At 51.8% G+C, this 15,066-nt stretch carries 17 protein-coding genes; 11 read left to right on the top strand and 6 right to left on the bottom strand.

Going from position 1 to position 15,066, the window contains the following annotated elements:
- Positions 1-240: 240 nt before the first annotated feature.
- From AC6CHM_RS08225 to AC6CHM_RS08210, 4 genes are all read right to left on the bottom strand, one after another.
- Positions 241-936 (bottom strand): endonuclease III domain-containing protein, encoded by a 696-nt coding sequence (locus AC6CHM_RS08225; RefSeq protein ID WP_498172618.1) that lies wholly within the window; start codon positions 934-936, stop codon positions 241-243.
- A gap of 66 nt (positions 937-1,002) precedes the next feature.
- On the bottom strand, positions 1,003-1,977 hold the full coding sequence (locus AC6CHM_RS08220; RefSeq protein WP_337354390.1) for a WD40 repeat domain-containing protein: 975 nt from the start codon (positions 1,975-1,977) through the stop codon (positions 1,003-1,005).
- Complete coding sequence (locus tag AC6CHM_RS08215) at positions 1,977-3,086, bottom strand: CobW family GTP-binding protein (RefSeq protein ID WP_337354391.1); 1,110 nt, start codon at positions 3,084-3,086, stop codon at positions 1,977-1,979. Before AC6CHM_RS08215 ends, AC6CHM_RS08220 begins: the two co-directional genes overlap by 1 nt.
- Before the next feature lie 104 nt (positions 3,087-3,190).
- Positions 3,191-3,958, bottom strand: a complete 768-nt coding sequence (locus AC6CHM_RS08210; protein ID WP_435530172.1) for a creatininase family protein — start codon at positions 3,956-3,958, stop codon at positions 3,191-3,193.
- A gap of 297 nt (positions 3,959-4,255) precedes the next feature.
- On the opposite strand from AC6CHM_RS08210, the gene AC6CHM_RS08205 reads away from it, so the two are divergent.
- Together AC6CHM_RS08205 and AC6CHM_RS08200 are read left to right on the top strand one after the other, a co-directional pair.
- On the top strand, positions 4,256-4,744 hold the full coding sequence (locus AC6CHM_RS08205; RefSeq protein WP_115052221.1) for a MarR family winged helix-turn-helix transcriptional regulator: 489 nt from the start codon (positions 4,256-4,258) through the stop codon (positions 4,742-4,744).
- Positions 4,745-4,991: 247 nt separating this feature from the next.
- Complete coding sequence (locus AC6CHM_RS08200) at positions 4,992-6,011, top strand: substrate-binding domain-containing protein (RefSeq protein WP_115052222.1); 1,020 nt, start codon at positions 4,992-4,994, stop codon at positions 6,009-6,011.
- Between the two features lie 38 nt (positions 6,012-6,049).
- Here AC6CHM_RS08200 and AC6CHM_RS08195 read toward each other — a convergent pair whose 3' ends face one another.
- The gene (locus AC6CHM_RS08195; protein ID WP_307279998.1) at positions 6,050-6,820 is read right to left on the bottom strand and encodes a gamma-glutamyl-gamma-aminobutyrate hydrolase family protein; all 771 of its coding nucleotides are present in this window, start codon (positions 6,818-6,820) and stop codon (positions 6,050-6,052) included.
- 247 nt (positions 6,821-7,067) lie between these two features.
- On the opposite strand from AC6CHM_RS08195, the gene AC6CHM_RS08190 reads away from it, so the two are divergent.
- Both AC6CHM_RS08190 and AC6CHM_RS08185 read left to right on the top strand, forming a co-directional pair.
- On the top strand, positions 7,068-8,177 hold the full coding sequence (locus tag AC6CHM_RS08190; protein ID WP_115052223.1) for a TRAP transporter substrate-binding protein: 1,110 nt from the start codon (positions 7,068-7,070) through the stop codon (positions 8,175-8,177).
- Positions 8,178-8,310: 133 nt separating this feature from the next.
- Positions 8,311-9,060 carry an SDR family NAD(P)-dependent oxidoreductase gene (locus AC6CHM_RS08185; protein WP_115052224.1) on the top strand — a complete coding sequence of 250 codons (750 nt, stop codon included), beginning with the start codon at positions 8,311-8,313 and terminating at the stop codon, positions 9,058-9,060.
- A 6-nt stretch (positions 9,061-9,066) separates the two neighbouring features.
- Here AC6CHM_RS08185 and AC6CHM_RS08180 read toward each other — a convergent pair whose 3' ends face one another.
- Positions 9,067-9,966 (bottom strand): branched-chain amino acid ABC transporter permease, encoded by a 900-nt coding sequence (locus tag AC6CHM_RS08180; RefSeq protein ID WP_440805229.1) that lies wholly within the window; start codon positions 9,964-9,966, stop codon positions 9,067-9,069.
- Positions 9,967-10,031: 65 nt separating this feature from the next.
- On the opposite strand from AC6CHM_RS08180, the gene AC6CHM_RS08175 reads away from it, so the two are divergent.
- The 7 genes from AC6CHM_RS08175 to AC6CHM_RS08145 all read left to right on the top strand — a co-directional run bounded on the left by AC6CHM_RS08175 (position 10,032) and on the right by AC6CHM_RS08145 (position 15,004).
- On the top strand, positions 10,032-10,628 hold the full coding sequence (locus tag AC6CHM_RS08175; RefSeq protein ID WP_498172616.1) for a CGNR zinc finger domain-containing protein: 597 nt from the start codon (positions 10,032-10,034) through the stop codon (positions 10,626-10,628).
- Entirely contained in the window at positions 10,618-11,115 is a 498-nt protein-coding gene (locus AC6CHM_RS08170; protein ID WP_498172615.1) for a hypothetical protein, read from the top strand. Before AC6CHM_RS08175 ends, AC6CHM_RS08170 begins: the two co-directional genes overlap by 11 nt.
- Before the next feature lie 112 nt (positions 11,116-11,227).
- Entirely contained in the window at positions 11,228-11,374 is a 147-nt protein-coding gene (locus AC6CHM_RS08165; RefSeq protein WP_008124743.1) for a DUF3096 domain-containing protein, read from the top strand.
- A gap of 121 nt (positions 11,375-11,495) precedes the next feature.
- Positions 11,496-11,717, top strand: coding sequence for an aa3-type cytochrome c oxidase subunit IV (locus AC6CHM_RS08160; RefSeq protein WP_115052228.1), 222 nt, complete (start codon positions 11,496-11,498; stop codon positions 11,715-11,717).
- 155 nt (positions 11,718-11,872) lie between these two features.
- On the top strand, positions 11,873-13,183 hold the full coding sequence (locus tag AC6CHM_RS08155) for a Re/Si-specific NAD(P)(+) transhydrogenase subunit alpha (RefSeq protein ID WP_498172613.1): 1,311 nt from the start codon (positions 11,873-11,875) through the stop codon (positions 13,181-13,183).
- Positions 13,183-13,593 (top strand): NAD(P) transhydrogenase subunit alpha part 2, encoded by a 411-nt coding sequence (locus AC6CHM_RS08150; protein ID WP_115052230.1) that lies wholly within the window; start codon positions 13,183-13,185, stop codon positions 13,591-13,593. Before AC6CHM_RS08155 ends, AC6CHM_RS08150 begins: the two co-directional genes overlap by 1 nt.
- A 10-nt stretch (positions 13,594-13,603) precedes the next feature.
- The gene (locus AC6CHM_RS08145) at positions 13,604-15,004 is read left to right on the top strand and encodes an NAD(P)(+) transhydrogenase (Re/Si-specific) subunit beta (RefSeq protein ID WP_498172612.1); all 1,401 of its coding nucleotides are present in this window, start codon (positions 13,604-13,606) and stop codon (positions 15,002-15,004) included.
- The last annotated feature ends 62 nt before the right edge of the window (positions 15,005-15,066 follow it).

Raw genomic sequence — 15,066 nt, 5'->3', positions numbered from 1 at the left:
AATCATATCTATTCAAATCAAGCGGCATAATGCCAGTGAACATTCCGGCGCAGCATTTCATAATGCGTCGGCTTCCCGAAAAATTTCCCAGACCCTATACGATCATTAATTGCTGGTGGCTTGGCGATCACACAAATGCCTGCTGGCAGCCAAGTCGGGTAATGCAAAAATCACACGAACAAGGCAATGCCAATCCACAATAATAGCTCGTGTCGCCATGTCCATGGCGCACAGAATTTTCTATGTCGAACATTGACCATGTGGACACATCATTTGCAGAGGGCATCCACAGCAGCGCGGTGTTCCAGTTACGCAGAATTCCTGCGCCAATTTTTTTACAAGCACGTGATGTTCTTCTGTGTCTTTAGCCAACCAGCAGTTCGGAATAAGCCGCTGTATGACTTTCATTTTGAGATTGTAGTTCCAATCGTCTTTGATGAGTTGAAATCGCGCGGCAAAACGAAGGTAGTGTGTATCAACTACCAAGGCGCGCATCTGCAAAGTGCTGAAATTGAGAACGCAGGCACTGATTTTGGGACCGACGCCCCGATGCTGCTGCAATGAGTGTAGAGCCTGTCCGACTGTCATATGGGCAAGTGTATCGAGACTGAGTTTACCCTGTTGCCGAATAATTCTACGCAACGCTTCGGGGATGTATATGCAGTATGTCTTGGGAAAAGTGATCCTATGAATGCAATCATTGACTTCGTCTGATGAAGCAGAGGCGACAGCTTCCCAGTTTTTGAATTTCTGTCGAAGATTCTGAAATGCTTCCAATGATACTTCGTCACGGGTGCGGCAGCCCAGCATTGCCATAACCAGCATACTGACAGGCGTGAACCGAAGTCCCGGAGCGGGAATGCCATAATGCGCCTTCAAGCGATCATGGACACTCACGAGCGGACTCGGAGTTCCAAAATCAAGAACATATTGCATAGGTCAATATTAGAACAAAGCAAGAACATGTCAATTCTTGTTTGTGTTCTTGGTCAAAGCATCAAACTATGCTGTGATGTCGATCACGCCACAGTCGCCAGCCTCGCTTCCAAAGACCAGCCGATGCCCGGTAGTATCCCAATTCATGGTGGAAATGGCGCCACTGCCCTGCCGTCGCAATAGCACTTCTTTCTGGTCGCCAAAACGGCCCACAAGGATCATGCCATCGGAATAACCGATCGTGACAATATCCTCGACGGGATGGCAGGCAACGGAAGTCACAAGACTGTCGCCGCGCGTACCGAGTTCTAATGGCCCCTTGCCCATCGGACCGTCCTTGCCTGCAAAAGGCCAGACGATTGCTGCTGGAGCACCGGACGTTGCCAACCATTTGCCCTTCGGGCTCCATGACCAGCTTTTCACTTTGTTGGGATAGCCTGTCATGCGCATGTGACGATTATCATCAAGCCGCCATCCATGCAGTGCGTTCTCTTGCATCGAGGTAACAAGAAAGCGGTTATCTGGCGAGAACATCGCCATGACATGCGCGCCCTTCCACTCGAGATCCGTCGGCGTGCTATTGGTAGCTGGCCAATGCAAGGTCACACCATTATAGCGTGCGATTGCCAAGCGGAGACCCTTTGGGGCAAAGGCCAGACCCTCAACACTGCGCTCATGGGCCAGCTCCTTGAGGCTACCATCAACAGATCGAAACCATGCGGAGCGGCCCGACGCGAATGCTATTGCACCACCCGGTGCCGCAGCAAGAGCTGTTATCCACTTGCGCGGCAGATTGCTTACTTCTGTTGATAGCCCGTTTGAGCCGGTTAAGCAGACTCTGCCATCTTCGCCACCCGTAAGCAAAGCCTTACCATCGCTCGATGGAATCGCACAAAGAAGCCCATCATGGGCCTCCACTGCTTTGTGGCCATTATCGAGACGATGGATAGTTCCATCTGCCAAAGCGAAGAAGGGGATATCTTGAATGAAACGCGCGTCGATACAGTGGCCGACCAAATCCAGTGGAGCTATGGTTGGCATCAGGCAAGACAGCTTTCAAGGCCAGCTTTCAGCGCGGCATGGTCAAGTTCGCGTCCAATGAAAACAAGACGGCTGTCATGCTTTTCGCCATCTTTCCAGGCTCGCTGATGGTCTCCCTCGATAATCATGTGCACGCCTTGGATAACGTAGCGTTCATGATCATCCTTGAATGCAAGGATACCTTTAAGGCGTAAAATATTTGGACCTTGGTCCTGCGTTATCTTTTGGATCCAGGGGAAGAATTTGTCGGCAACCAATTCCCCTGTGCGCAGAGAAACTGACTGCACAGTGACATCGTGGATTGGCGATGCATGACTGTGATCGTGATCATGCGTATGGTCGTGATCGTGATGATGGTGATGATGATGCGCATGACCGTGATCATGGTCACAATCCGGGCCGCAGGCATGATCGGGGTGATCATGGTCGAGAAAATGCGGATCGTTCTCCAGTGCACGCGTCAAGTCAAATGCCCCGCGATCCAAAACTTTCACAAGATTGATATTGGCGCGTTCAGTGCGGTGAACCACTGCGTGGGGATTGATCGCGCGTATCGTGGCTTCAACAACCGCCAACTCCTCCGGTGTTACCAGATCCGTCTTGTTCAGCAGAACGACATCGGCAAATGCGATCTGGTCTTCTGCTTCCCGGCTGTCTTTCAGGCGTAGCGGCAGATGCTTGGCGTCAACCAGTGCTACCACCGCGTCAAGTGTGGTCTTTTTCCGCACATCCTCATCCATGAAAAAGGTTTGTGCGACAGGGACCGGATCGGCCAAACCCGTCGTTTCAACAATGATCGCATCAAATCTGCCCGGACGGCGCATAAGGCCTTCAACAACGCGGATCAGATCTCCACGAACGGTACAGCAGATACAGCCATTGTTCATCTCGTAAATTTCTTCATCGGACTCAACGATCAGATCGTTATCAATTCCGATTTCACCAAACTCATTGACGATGACTGCATAGCGCTTGCCATGGTTTTCGCTCAAAATGCGGTTGAGCAACGTTGTCTTGCCTGCGCCAAGATATCCGGTCAAAACTGTGACCGGTATTTGGGCGGTCTTGGCAGCGTCGGCTGGCGCGGAAATGGTCTGAGATTCACTCATAGCGTGCCTCTTGTTGAGTATAGACCCTCGATATAGGTGATTGGGTCACCGTTTGCTATATCTGTAGCGAGCAAAAGGATGAGGCAATGCGATTGAGCGCCGTGTCAGGTCTTGAATACAGAAACATCAAACTTCGCGACATCTTCAATCAACTCAATGATGCCCTTCAAGCTATGGCTGATTATTGCCTCGCCGGCCTGCGCAGTGGCCAATAAAGCGTTACCCGCAACGCCTTGCATGTTCAGATCAGACATTTTCCAGCCAAATGCGTGTGGCCCATAGGCTCGCAGGTGCTTGTAATCTGCGGCAAACTGGCTCTGGTTTGAGGTGAAGTTTTGCGCCTCGTTCATCTGAACAAGTTCAGGATGCAGGGCCAGCATCACCGAGGTTTCGATAAAACCACCATGGATATCGATGGCTTTTTCTTCAGGCGATATCAAACCGTCCGGTAGACCAAAGCGCGTCCAACTGGTCGCGACGGCAAGCATATCAAAGCGAACGCGCAGTTCTGTAGCGACGATTGTCGTAAGCGGGGAATTGCCCCCGTGTGCGTTAAGCATGACAAGCTTGGATATTCCGCGTTCAGCTAAATTTTCACCGATCGCAATCCAACGATGTACAGCCTCGTCAAAACGTAGCGATGTTGTGCCTTTCACATCCATGTGTTCGATTGAATAGCCAACTGGTTCGGCGGTGAGGAACGTTATATCCAATTCGGGCGGTAGCAAGGGTTTGAGGCGATCGACCAATCCCTTAACAATCAACGTGTCCGTCTCGAATGGAAGGTGGGGTCCATGCTGCTCATGCGCTCCCAGCGGCAATAATGCGATTGTATTGTTTGAAGAGTTGGACATGTCCTGGTCACTTTGCATCGTCGTTATAAAAAGCAATCCTGTAGCCACTGAAACTATGCTTATGCGCCGAGCATTCACAGCCTTAATTTCTGCGTCGCGAGCAATTCGTCGGCAAATTTCATCAGTTTGTCACATAAGAATTGTAACGCGGCACTCAGGCAGTAGTTTAAATGTAACCATTGTCCGGAAACGGGTCGAAAACCCCACAGGGGCCAGACATTTTCCTGACGTCGATTTGTCTGTTAATGAGTTTTGACGCAATTGTGCTAGCCGTCTCACTATCGCGAACGGTTTATAAGCAAAAGAGGAATTGGAATGGTCAAGGATCGTAAGCCTCTTATTCTTCATCGCTTGCAGTCAACTGCAAGATTAACGCGTACCGCATTGGCGATAAGGCTGCTGGGCCACGGTTTTTATGCTGGACAAGACGCTGTAATGCTCCAACTGGCGCATGAAGATGGGCTATCGCCCAGCGTCCTTGCCAAGAGGCTTGGTGTGCGTCCTCCGACGATCACAAAGACGATCTCCCGCCTGCAGACCCAAGGATTTGTGAAAAAAGAGGGGTCATCGACGGATCAGCGCCAAGCCCATATTTTCCTGACAGACACAGGAAATGAAGCCATCAAGTCGATTGAAAAATCCATTCGCAAGACCGAAAAAGACGCAATGAAAGGTTTTGACAAAAAGGAGCGTAAAGCTTTTGTCAAAATGCTCACAAGACTTGAAATGAATCTATCGGCTGCGGATCTGTTGCGTCAGACGGGCTCAGATGAGCACGATGATGACGACAATGACGATGAATAATTAACGGGCTCTATTTTGTCAGACATATAGCTTGTCTGCGGTTCTTGCCGCCTGTTCCCAGGCTGAAGACCGCAAGGTTGGGCTGCGTGCTCCGATCTTTGCAAGATAGTTTTAGCCTTGAGCGATGGGTACGCAATTTTCCGCGTCAGTTTTGGAGCGGAAAGAACTTTGATTTATTGATCCGCGATGGCATAACCCCAAGAATGATATTCTGTTCAATGAATGGAATCGCGGGGAGAAAGTACTTTTGGCGCAGAAAATTAAGCTATCGACAATTGCCGACGCGTTGAAAGTGTCTACCGCGACGGTGTCGCTTGCCTTGAGAGACAGCCCGCTTGTTGCCGACCAGACCCGGGACAAGATCAAAGAGCATGCGAGAGCAATCGGCTACATCTATAACCGGCGGGCCGCCAGCTTGCGCACTTCGCGGTCGGGAATTGTTGGCGTAGTTGTTCATGACATCATGAACCCGTTTTTTGCCGAAATTTTGCGGGCTATCGAGGGCGAGCTGGATCGTTCTGGCCAAACGTTCATTTTGTCGAATCATTACGATCAAGTGGAGAAGCAACGGACATTCATCGAAACTGTCCTGCAGCTGGGCGGTGATGGTGTAATCATGTCTCCCGCCATAGGCACGCCTGCAGCAGACATTCGCATGGCTGAAGACAACGGTCTTCCAGTCGTACTGATCGCACGTACGGTGCAGGACGCGAATGTTCCGGTTTTCCGTGGAGACGATGCATATGGTATCGGGCTAGCGACCAATCATCTTATATCGCTCGGGCATACGCGCATTGCAATGGTCGGCGGTACTGATCAAACCTCAACTGGCCGTGACAGGTATGAAGGTTATCTGCATGCAATGCAAAAAGCAGGGCTCGATGCGAAACCAGAATGGCGGATTCCCGGGCCTCGGACTAAACAGGCCGGTTTCGATGCCGCGCCGCAATTTCTCGCGCTAAAGGACCATCCCACGGCAGCGGTCTGCTGGAACGATCTTTGCGCAATTGGCATGATGAACGGCATTGCTCGCGCCGGACTCGTCGCTGGCGTGGATATTTCAGTTACAGGTTATGACGATCTGGAAGAAGCCGCGATTGCGACTCCTGCCTTGACTACGGTTTGGAATGGCCAGCGGGAGGTGGGGCAACGTGCGGCGCGCGCTCTGCTTGACCAGTTAAACGGTGCAGACACCCATGCCCGTCAGGAACTTATCAAGCCTGAGTTGCGGATACGGCAGTCAACGTCAAAACCAAAGGAACGCTGATCTGCTTAAGCTAGAACGGCCAAGAGCAGCGATTACTGCTATTCGGCAGCTTGCAATCGCTCGCGGCTTGCTTTGTGCGCACGCACTGCATCGCCAAATGCAGCAAAAATTCTCCGGGAAGAATTATCGGTTTTTACCCAGTATTCGGGGTGCCATTGTACACCGACTGCAAAAGCGCGAGCGTTTTTGACAGAGACAGCCTCGATCGTCCCATCATCGGCCACAGCCTCAATTTCCAGTTGAGGTGCCGGCCTATCTATTGCCTGCCGGTGTACGGAATTTACTTGGATGGCATCACTGTTCATGACTGCCGCCAGACATGAACCCGCCTTGATGTGCACCGGATGGCGAATTGCAAACCGTTCCGCCTGAATTTCGGAAGCAGGAGCCCTGTGGTCCATGCGCCCATCCAACTGCTGGATTTCTGTGGCAAGAGTGCCGCCCAATGCCACGTTCAGTTCTTGAATGCCGCGACAGATTGCCAGAAGCGGGATGCCCCGGTCGATAGCGCGGCGGATCAGCGGAAGCGAGGTGGCATCGCGAGCGGGGTCATATGGCTCATGCGCTTCAGTGGGTTGGGCGCCATAGAGCGCTGGATGCACGTTGGACTTCGATCCCGTAATGAGCACGCCATCTACGCCGTCGAGAATCGCGTCAATATCCAGGCCCTCGCCAATTGAGGGTACAATAAGCGGAATAACATCGGCCGCTTGATAGGCAGCCATCAAATATTGATCGGGCGCCGCATGCCAGGTGTAATTTTCGAAATTTCGCACGTCTGACGATATGGCGACGAGAGGTTGCCGCATGATTTCACTCCAAGGGGTCCTAAATAGAATGTAGTTGAGTTCGAAGCCATTTCCAATGGTCATGACCAACCATATGCGGAGCAAGCTACCGCGAAGATAGGCAAAATTAGGTAGAACCGCCGTAACCGTCGGCTGGACTAGAACAAACGAGTGTGTATGTTTAGCGCAGGATCGGGAGAACAAGACTGAATGTCTGTTGATCTGGACCGGGAATAGTTCTGGGGTTCAAAGTTTTGGAGGAGAATTAATGGATCGTCGTTCATTCATGACGAAGGCGGGTTTTGCAGGTGTTGGCGCAGCGACAGCGGCAACCACATTGGCAGCACCGGCAATTGCGCAAACATTGCCCAAAATTACATGGCGCTGTGCATCATCATTCCCGAAATCGTTGGAGACGATTTACGGTGGAGCAGTCGACTTGTCAAAATATCTGCGAGAGGCAACGGATGGCAATTTCACTATCCAGCCATTTGCGGCGGGCGAAATTGTTCCGGGCCTTCAGGCGGCTGACGCGACAGCTGCGGGTACAGTCGAACTCTGCCATACGGTCGCTTATTATTATTGGGGCAAAAATCCCACTTGGGCGCTTGGAGCAGCTGTACCTTTCGCGCTCAATGCCCGCGGCATGAATGCTTGGCAGTATCATGGCGGCGGCATTGATTTGATGAACGAATTCTTCAACACCCAAGGACTGCAGGTCTATCCCGGCGGCAACACGGGCGTGCAGATGGGTGGCTGGTTCCGGAAGGAAATCAAGACCATCGAAGATCTCAAAGGTCTGAAAATGCGCGTTGGCGGCTTTGCCGGCAAGGTCCTAGAAACCCTTGGCGTTGTACCCCAGCAATTGCCCGGCGGCGACATTTATCCGGCTCTGGAAAAGGGCACAATTGATGCGGCGGAATGGGTTGGACCTTTCGACGATGAGAAGCTCGGCTTCCAGAAAGTTGCTCCTTATTATTATTATCCAGGTTGGTGGGAAGGTGGCCCAACGGTCAGCTTCATGGTCAACAAGTCAAAATGGGATGCGCTTCCGCCCGCGTACCAGTCATTGTTCCGTACCGCTGCGCAGGCCACGGATGCAAACATGTTGCAGAAGTATGACTATCTTAACCCGGGTGCGATCAAGCGGCTTGTTGCAGGTGGTGCGCAGTTAAGGCCATTCAGCCCAGAAATTTTGAACGCATGTTTCACGGCGGCCAACACTGTTTACGCAGAACTGGAAGCCAGCAACGCTTCGTTCAAGAAGATATGGGATTCGATCAAAGCGTTCCGCAATGAGCATTTCCTCTATTCCCAAGTTGCCGAGTACACATTTGATACTTTCATGATGGTGCAACAGCGCAACGGAAAACTATAAAACCACGATCTCGACGCTAGACCCCGGTTCTCGGAGCCGGGGTCTCGTTTCATTCAGCTTCTTTTGGTTGTCATGCCATGCTGGGCCGTCTATCAGTGAGACCACAATTGGGATGCCCAGCGGTACTTAATCAATGAATATTGATAGATCTATTTCGGTTGCAGGAAAAACTATTGCGGTGACAGGTGGCTCGTCCGGGCTTGGTTTACGGATGATCCAGGTTCTCGCAGCCAACGGAGCCAATGTGGTTTCGATCTCACGGACGCCAACATCCGAGAGCATGGTTCACTCGAATGTCGTCAACATTATCGCTGATATAACGATTGCGGCCGACATAGAGCGGGCATTCGACGAAACGGAACGGCTGTTCGGCCCAGTTTCAGTTGTGTTCAACAATGCTGGCGTCGCTGCCATCGAACGGGCATTGACGACCACCCGCGAGCAATTGCGCCATATCTTCGAGGTCAATGTGGAAGGGGCATTCTTTATTGCTCAGGAAGCCGCCAAACGCATGATTGCCAACAAAATCGGGGGTTCAATAATCAATCTGTCGAGTATTCTTGCCGACGCTCCGATTAAGGGATCTGCCGGCTATGCGATGTCGAAAGCGGCGGTAGCACAAATGACGCGATCGCTCGCGCTTGAATGGGCGCCGCATGGCATCCGCGTCAATGCCATTGCACCTGGCTGGTTTCCAACCAAACTCAACGAAACCATCATGGATGGTCCGGCAAAAGGTTTTCTCAAAGGCAAAAACCCAATGCGCCGCTTGGGAGAGCCTGAAGATATTGATGGTGCAGTGCTCTTGCTTGCTTCCGATGCAAGCAGCTACATCACGGGCACTGTTATCACGATTGATGGCGGCCATAGCCTTCAAGGCTAGAGTCCTCTAGACGCGCTCTTGTTCATCGACATTGGTGCGTATCGCCAATACCAGTACAAGCAATGAAAATATTGCAGCATCGCGCCAGAGCACTGAAAAATATCCGCCCCAGATGGATTCCACCATGCCGATGATGGCCGCTCCGAACGCAGCATGGAGCGGACGCGAAAAGCTCCCGGCGGCAGTTATAAACAGGATCTTGAGCCCAAAGATTATGCCCGTATTGAAGCTCACATTGCCGTAGTAGAGTGCTGCGAGAAATCCGGCGAGCGCACAGATTCCATAAGCGACTAGGATTGCGTTTGTTCGTACAGAGACGGGATCAATTCCGCATAGCGCCGAGGCGGTAGGCTCGTCGCTGACCGCGCGCCAGATGCGACCGGCCAGCGTGCGGTTCATGGTCAGTTCTGCAAGAAGAACAACAGCCAGTGCGATACCAATGTTCACAAGCTGTAATTGGGTAAGGCTTATGTCGGCTGCCGGCCCCAGAATAAAGACAGGCGAGGCCAGCATGGGCGGCAGCCAATAATCTCTTGTATCGGCAGCAATGCGCGACAACTCCATCAGAAAGATGGTTAGCCCCAATGTGGCGACGAGCACCGTATTGCGAGTACCAGCATCCAACGGAGTATAAATAAGCCTAGCGACCAAATAGCCGGCTGCGGTTACATAAAGAGCCGCAATTATGAAGCCAAACCCCAAAGCGGCTGGCATTGTCATCCAAAGGACGGAAAAGCCAAAAGCTGCTGCAAGAATGAATGTCTGTCCCGAAAACGCGAAAATTGCGCCAAGCGAGAGATCTGTTCGGTGCGTCAATCCATGAATGAGGACATAGCCATAGGCGAGCAGTGCATAGAGCGCCGCATTGTGAATTCCGTTCAACAATAGTTGCAGAAAGTACGACATTCAGCACCATCCCATCACCAACTAGTCTAACTTGCAAAATCGATTTTACCAGTTAGAATTTCGATATGTGGATTGATTGGAATGCTCATAGGTTTAGCGGAGGTGTGTTGGCGCTTGATTTGGCGAATACGATTATCTTTCGCCAAGCCCCTGACCGCGCCCAAGACCGTTTTTCAAACAGTCTGGAGGTTGCAAGGTTTGCATGCGCTGCTGGCATTTTCCGCGCCGGGGAATGGGGCAGTGTTAATTTTATCCCACCGCAGTCGCCGTCTGGGCACTTAAATTTGATAGAATTGCGCGAGGCGATAAATAATCTGTTCCGAACAGCGGTACTGGAGGGAGGCTTTAAAGCCCGATATTTGTCGAATTTTTTGCGACTGGCCTCGGCTGTCATCGGCGATAGCCAGAATGAGCAGGATTTTACCTTGCCGCCATTTGCCCAGCACAGAGAGCTTTTATTATCCGCCGGAGCCGCGCTGTCTGGTCTCAATCTACTCGACCCTGCGCGGCTATCACGAATCAAAATATGTCCGAATTGCCATTGGCTTTATCTGGATGAGAGCCGTAATCGCAGCCGGCGCTGGTGTGACATGACCGTGTGTGGCAATCGCGCAAAAGCAAAACGGCACTATGATCGGAAGGGAAGAGATCATGGCTTATAGAGTCCGAAGTGCTGGTTTGCTGCTCAGCATGATTATTGTCTTGGCTCTTGGGGCATGCCGCGATCCCGGACAGGGTGATTATCTTAACGTGTCGGGAAAAATCTTCGTGTTTAATTATCGTATCGCGCAGGCGACCTACGTTTTAACGCTCTCAAAAGTCAGGCCCCTTCCAAATGATGCCGTGCTGGAGGCAACTTTTGAAAATCCGGCAGGCGGAGATCCTTTCATAATACGGCAAAAAATCTGGCCGACCATGACAAAAGTGACCGTGGAAAGCCCTCCGGTGAAATGTGTGAAGGCCAATCGCGAGTATAAGGTCAGCATGCGCGTCATAGATGCGAGTGGTCAGCTATTGCAGACTATAGAGCGGAAGATGATCTCTGACGTTGATCAATCTGTCATGCCTGACAAACCGCTTGTTGTTGGTCCGTTTTATGATGCCAATCCCGATAAAGGTCCTGCCGCGGTGGTGTGCCCCGGCACCTGATGAAGCCGCTATATCCACTGAATCTGCGAGAAAAAGATCGAAATGGATTGCATTCTTACGTGATTTGGTTTGCTCTGGGCATCAGGTACATCATTCAAAGGACGTTGCAAGCATGATTACACAGATCGCCATCGCCCCGTTGGTTGCACTTATAGCGGGCATCCTCATATTGATCGCCCCACGCCTCTTGAACTACGTTGTCGCTCTTTATCTGATTATCATTGGTGTTCTCGGCCTGTTTCCTAACCTTCTCAATTAGATAATCTTCAATCGCCGATAATATTATCTCAATTGAACAGCAGCGAGCGACTATCTGCGCATTGCGCTGATGCGTCGTTTTCGCTATTGCCATTAAGACGTCGATACGAAGAGGTTTGAAGATGGCTGAACATCACGATACCGCCCCTGCGGAACTGGGCGCTCCCATGGACTACAAAGAACATGAGAACACCTACAATCTGTTTCTTACGCTTTCAAAATGGGGTGTGATTTTCTGTGTTGCGCTGTTAGCTGCAATGGCTTTCGGTTTTTTCGCTGGCGGGTTCTTCTCCGCTACCATTTTATTCATTGTTATATGTGTGGCTGCCTGGTTTTTGGTTTAGCCTGCTTGTCTTTTCGTTGCATCATTCGGGTGGATGCCCTTTGCAAACCAGTTAGCTGACTGTTTTCACCTTAAGGGTATTGCCCGGTAAAGTCGGACAGGCGTAGGCGATCTTGCTGAGCCTGTGGAGAGTTAACTTGCTTAGGGGGTGAGAGCTTGGCTCAGACACTATTCATACCGAAAGAGGCTGATGCCAGTGAGCCGCGGGTTGGCGGCTCGGCGGAAACGGTCAAAAAACTTATAAGTCTTGGTTTTTCAGTTATCGTTGAAAGCGGCGCGGGCGTTTTGTCCCGTATTCCCGATCGCGAGTTTGAGTCAGCCGGAGCCTCAATTGGCAAGGCAGCAGATGCGAAAAGCGCCGATATTGTTTTAAAGGTGCGCCGACCAAGCTCGACCGAGCTCAAATCCTACAAAAAGGGCGCGGTCGTCATTGCTATGCTCGATCCCTATGGTAATGAAACCGCAATCAAAGAACTTGCCGATGCGGGCGTTACTGCTTTTACCATGGAATTCATGCCGCGTATCACGCGTGCTCAGGTCATGGACGTTCTTTCCAGCCAGGCAAACCTTGCCGGCTATCAAGCAGTGGTTGACGCGGCGGAAGAGTATGATCGCGCTTTGCCAATGATGATGACGGCTGCGGGTACCGTTCCTGCTGCAAAGGTTTTCATCATGGGTGTCGGTGTTGCCGGCCTTCAGGCGATCGCGACAGCGCGCCGTCTTGGAGCCGTTGTCACGGCAACGGACGTTCGACCAGCGGTCAAGGAACAGGTTGCTTCGCTTGGTGCGAAGTTTCTGGCTGTTGAAGATGAAGAGTTCAAGGCTGCCGAAACAGCCGGTGGCTATGCCAAGGAAATGTCGAAAGAATATCAGGCAAAGCAGGCTGCGCTGGTTGCAGAGCATATTGCCAAACAAGATATTATTATCACAACGGCCCTCATTCCCGGCAGACCAGCACCACGGCTCGTAACGCGTGAGATGTATTCGCGTATGCGACCGGGTTCCGTCATCATTGATCTGGCGGTGGAACGTGGCGGAAACGTAGAGGGTGCTGTTGCCGGAAAGATCGTTGAGGTGGACGGCGTGAAGATCGTCGGGCATCTGAATGTCGCCGGACGGATCGCCGCCACAGCGTCACAGCTTTATGCCAAAAATCTGGTCGCCTTCGTTGAAACGCTGGTCGATAAAGAAGCCAAGGTAATCAAGATCAATTTCGACGATGAGTTGGTTAAGGCGACTGTATTGACGCATGACGGCAAGGTTGTGCATCCGGCCTTCGCAGGTGGCGCTGCCACATCCTCGGTGCAAACTGCTGCTGCGAAAAAGGTCACGACCGTCAAAGCCACTACTGCCAAGGAGGCACCGGCGAAAGCTCCGGTCAAGAAAGCAGCATCAACAAAAGCGGCTACGCCAAAGAAAACTGTGACGAAAACTGTTGCCCCCAAAACATCTGAAGGAGAGGCATGATGGCTGACGCAACGCTAGACAAAGCGCTCGAAACGCTTAATCAGGCCACGGAAATGGTGCGGCAGGCTGCCGAAACCATGCCCGACGCGGCTGGTGCTGCTGCACATGCGATTACCGGTGGTGCAGTTGACCCATTCGTTTTCCGCCTCGCGATTTTTGTTCTGTCAATTTTCGTTGGTTATTATGTGGTCTGGTCGGTAACGCCCGCGCTGCATACGCCGCTCATGGCCGTGACCAACGCTATTTCGTCGGTCATCGTTGTCGGTGCGCTGCTTGCTGTGGGCCTGTCCGCAAGTGGGGTGGCCACCGGATTTGGGTTCATCGCGCTCGTTCTTGCAAGCGTCAATATATTTGGCGGCTTCCTCGTCACTCATCGCATGCTTGCCATGTACAAGAAAAAAGAAAAGTGAGATTTGAGCAATGAGCGTTAATTTCGCAGCTTTTCTTTATCTCGTCTCCGGCGTCCTGTTCATCTTGGCGCTGCGCGGCCTGTCACATCCAACCACAAGCCGACAGGGTAATTTCTACGGCATGATCGGTATGGGCATATCGATCATCACGACGCTGACACTGGCCGAGCCTAGTTTTGGCGGTCTTGGCTTGATCGTTCTTGGTCTTGCCATTGGCGGCGGTGTTGGCGCCTATATCGCCAAGCGTATTGCCATGACGGCCATGCCGCAGCTGGTTGCAGCGTTCCACTCTCTCGTTGGTTTTGCCGCCGTGATGGTGGCAGCAGCGGCAGTCTACTCTCCTGAATCATTCGGGATTGGTGAAATCGGATCGATACACGCGCAGGCGCTTGTCGAAATGTCCATTGGTGTTGCTATTGGCGCGATCACCTTCACGGGTTCGATCATAGCGTTTCTTAAATTGGATGGCCGCATGTCGGGTAAGCCGATCATGTTGCCCGGCCGCCATTTCATCAATGCCAGCCTGTTGATCGCGATTGTTGTTCTTGTCATCGCCTTGGTCTTGACGGAAAGCCATCTGGTGTTCTGGCTTATCGTTATCTTGTCGCTTATTCTGGGTGGGTTGATCATTGTCCCAATCGGCGGCGCTGATATGCCGGTTGTGGTATCAATGTTGAACTCCTATTCAGGATGGGCAGCAGCAGGTATCGGCTTTACGCTGGGCAATCTGGCATTGATCATCACCGGTGCGCTGGTTGGCTCATCCGGTGCGATCCTGTCTTACATCATGTGTAAGGGCATGAACCGGTCATTCATCTCGGTCATTCTTGGTGGCTTTGGCGGTGAGACTGGCGGTGCTGCTACTGGCGAAGTTGAGCAGCGTCCTGTCAAGCAAGGCTCTGCCGACGATGCCGCCTTTATCATGAAAAATGCTTCCAAGGTCATTATCGTGCCGGGCTATGGCATGGCCGTGGCGCAGGCGCAGCATGCTTTGCGTGAAATGGCGGACAAGCTCAAGGCCGAGGGCGTCGAGGTCAAATACGCCATTCACCCAGTTGCAGGCCGTATGCCAGGTCACATGAACGTTCTATTGGCCGAAGCAAATGTGCCTTACGATGAGGTGTTCGAACTTGAGGATATCAATTCCGAGTTCGCTCAAGCTGATGTCGCCTTTGTTATCGGTGCGAATGACGTGACCAATCCTGCAGCAAAGACTGATCCAAAGTCACCAATCTTTGGTATGCCAATCCTTGACGTGGACAAGGCTGGAACAGTTCTCTTTATCAAGCGGGGCATGGGTTCCGGTTACGCCGGGGTGGAGAATGAACTTTTCTTCCGCGACAATACGATGATGCTGTTTGCCGATGCGAAGAAGATGGTCGAAAACATTGTGAAAGCGCTCGACCACTAATCTGAAGCGCAATTAAATAATAAACAACCCGCTATCTCGGCGGGTTTTTTATTGGTTTTGTG

This window comes from Phyllobacterium sp. GQ127 (genome assembly GCF_059758635.1).
This window is presented reverse-complemented; position numbering and strand designations above follow the sequence as displayed.

Excerpts from the sequence above, each read along its gene's own strand:
- AC6CHM_RS08160 (WP_115052228.1), top strand. The coding sequence starts at position 11,496 with ATGGCTGAACATCACGATACCGCCCCTGCGGAACTGGGCGCTCCCATG.
- AC6CHM_RS08205 (WP_115052221.1), top strand. The coding sequence starts at position 4,256 with ATGGTCAAGGATCGTAAGCCTCTTATTCTTCATCGCTTGCAGTCAACT.
- AC6CHM_RS08220 (WP_337354390.1), bottom strand. The coding sequence starts at position 1,977 with ATGCCAACCATAGCTCCACTGGATTTGGTCGGCCACTGTATCGACGCG.
- AC6CHM_RS08150 (WP_115052230.1), top strand. The coding sequence starts at position 13,183 with ATGGCTGACGCAACGCTAGACAAAGCGCTCGAAACGCTTAATCAGGCC.
- AC6CHM_RS08225 (WP_498172618.1), bottom strand. The coding sequence starts at position 936 with ATGCAATATGTTCTTGATTTTGGAACTCCGAGTCCGCTCGTGAGTGTC.
- AC6CHM_RS08210 (WP_435530172.1), bottom strand. The coding sequence starts at position 3,958 with ATGCAAAGTGACCAGGACATGTCCAACTCTTCAAACAATACAATCGCA.
- AC6CHM_RS08180 (WP_440805229.1), bottom strand. The coding sequence starts at position 9,966 with ATGTCGTACTTTCTGCAACTATTGTTGAACGGAATTCACAATGCGGCG.
- AC6CHM_RS08175 (WP_498172616.1), top strand. The coding sequence starts at position 10,032 with ATGTGGATTGATTGGAATGCTCATAGGTTTAGCGGAGGTGTGTTGGCG.
- AC6CHM_RS08215 (WP_337354391.1), bottom strand. The coding sequence starts at position 3,086 with ATGAGTGAATCTCAGACCATTTCCGCGCCAGCCGACGCTGCCAAGACC.
- AC6CHM_RS08195 (WP_307279998.1), bottom strand. The coding sequence starts at position 6,820 with ATGCGGCAACCTCTCGTCGCCATATCGTCAGACGTGCGAAATTTCGAA.
- AC6CHM_RS08185 (WP_115052224.1), top strand. The coding sequence starts at position 8,311 with ATGAATATTGATAGATCTATTTCGGTTGCAGGAAAAACTATTGCGGTG.
- AC6CHM_RS08190 (WP_115052223.1), top strand. The coding sequence starts at position 7,068 with ATGGATCGTCGTTCATTCATGACGAAGGCGGGTTTTGCAGGTGTTGGC.
- AC6CHM_RS08170 (WP_498172615.1), top strand. The coding sequence starts at position 10,618 with ATGGCTTATAGAGTCCGAAGTGCTGGTTTGCTGCTCAGCATGATTATT.
- AC6CHM_RS08145 (WP_498172612.1), top strand. The coding sequence starts at position 13,604 with ATGAGCGTTAATTTCGCAGCTTTTCTTTATCTCGTCTCCGGCGTCCTG.
- AC6CHM_RS08165 (WP_008124743.1), top strand. The coding sequence starts at position 11,228 with ATGATTACACAGATCGCCATCGCCCCGTTGGTTGCACTTATAGCGGGC.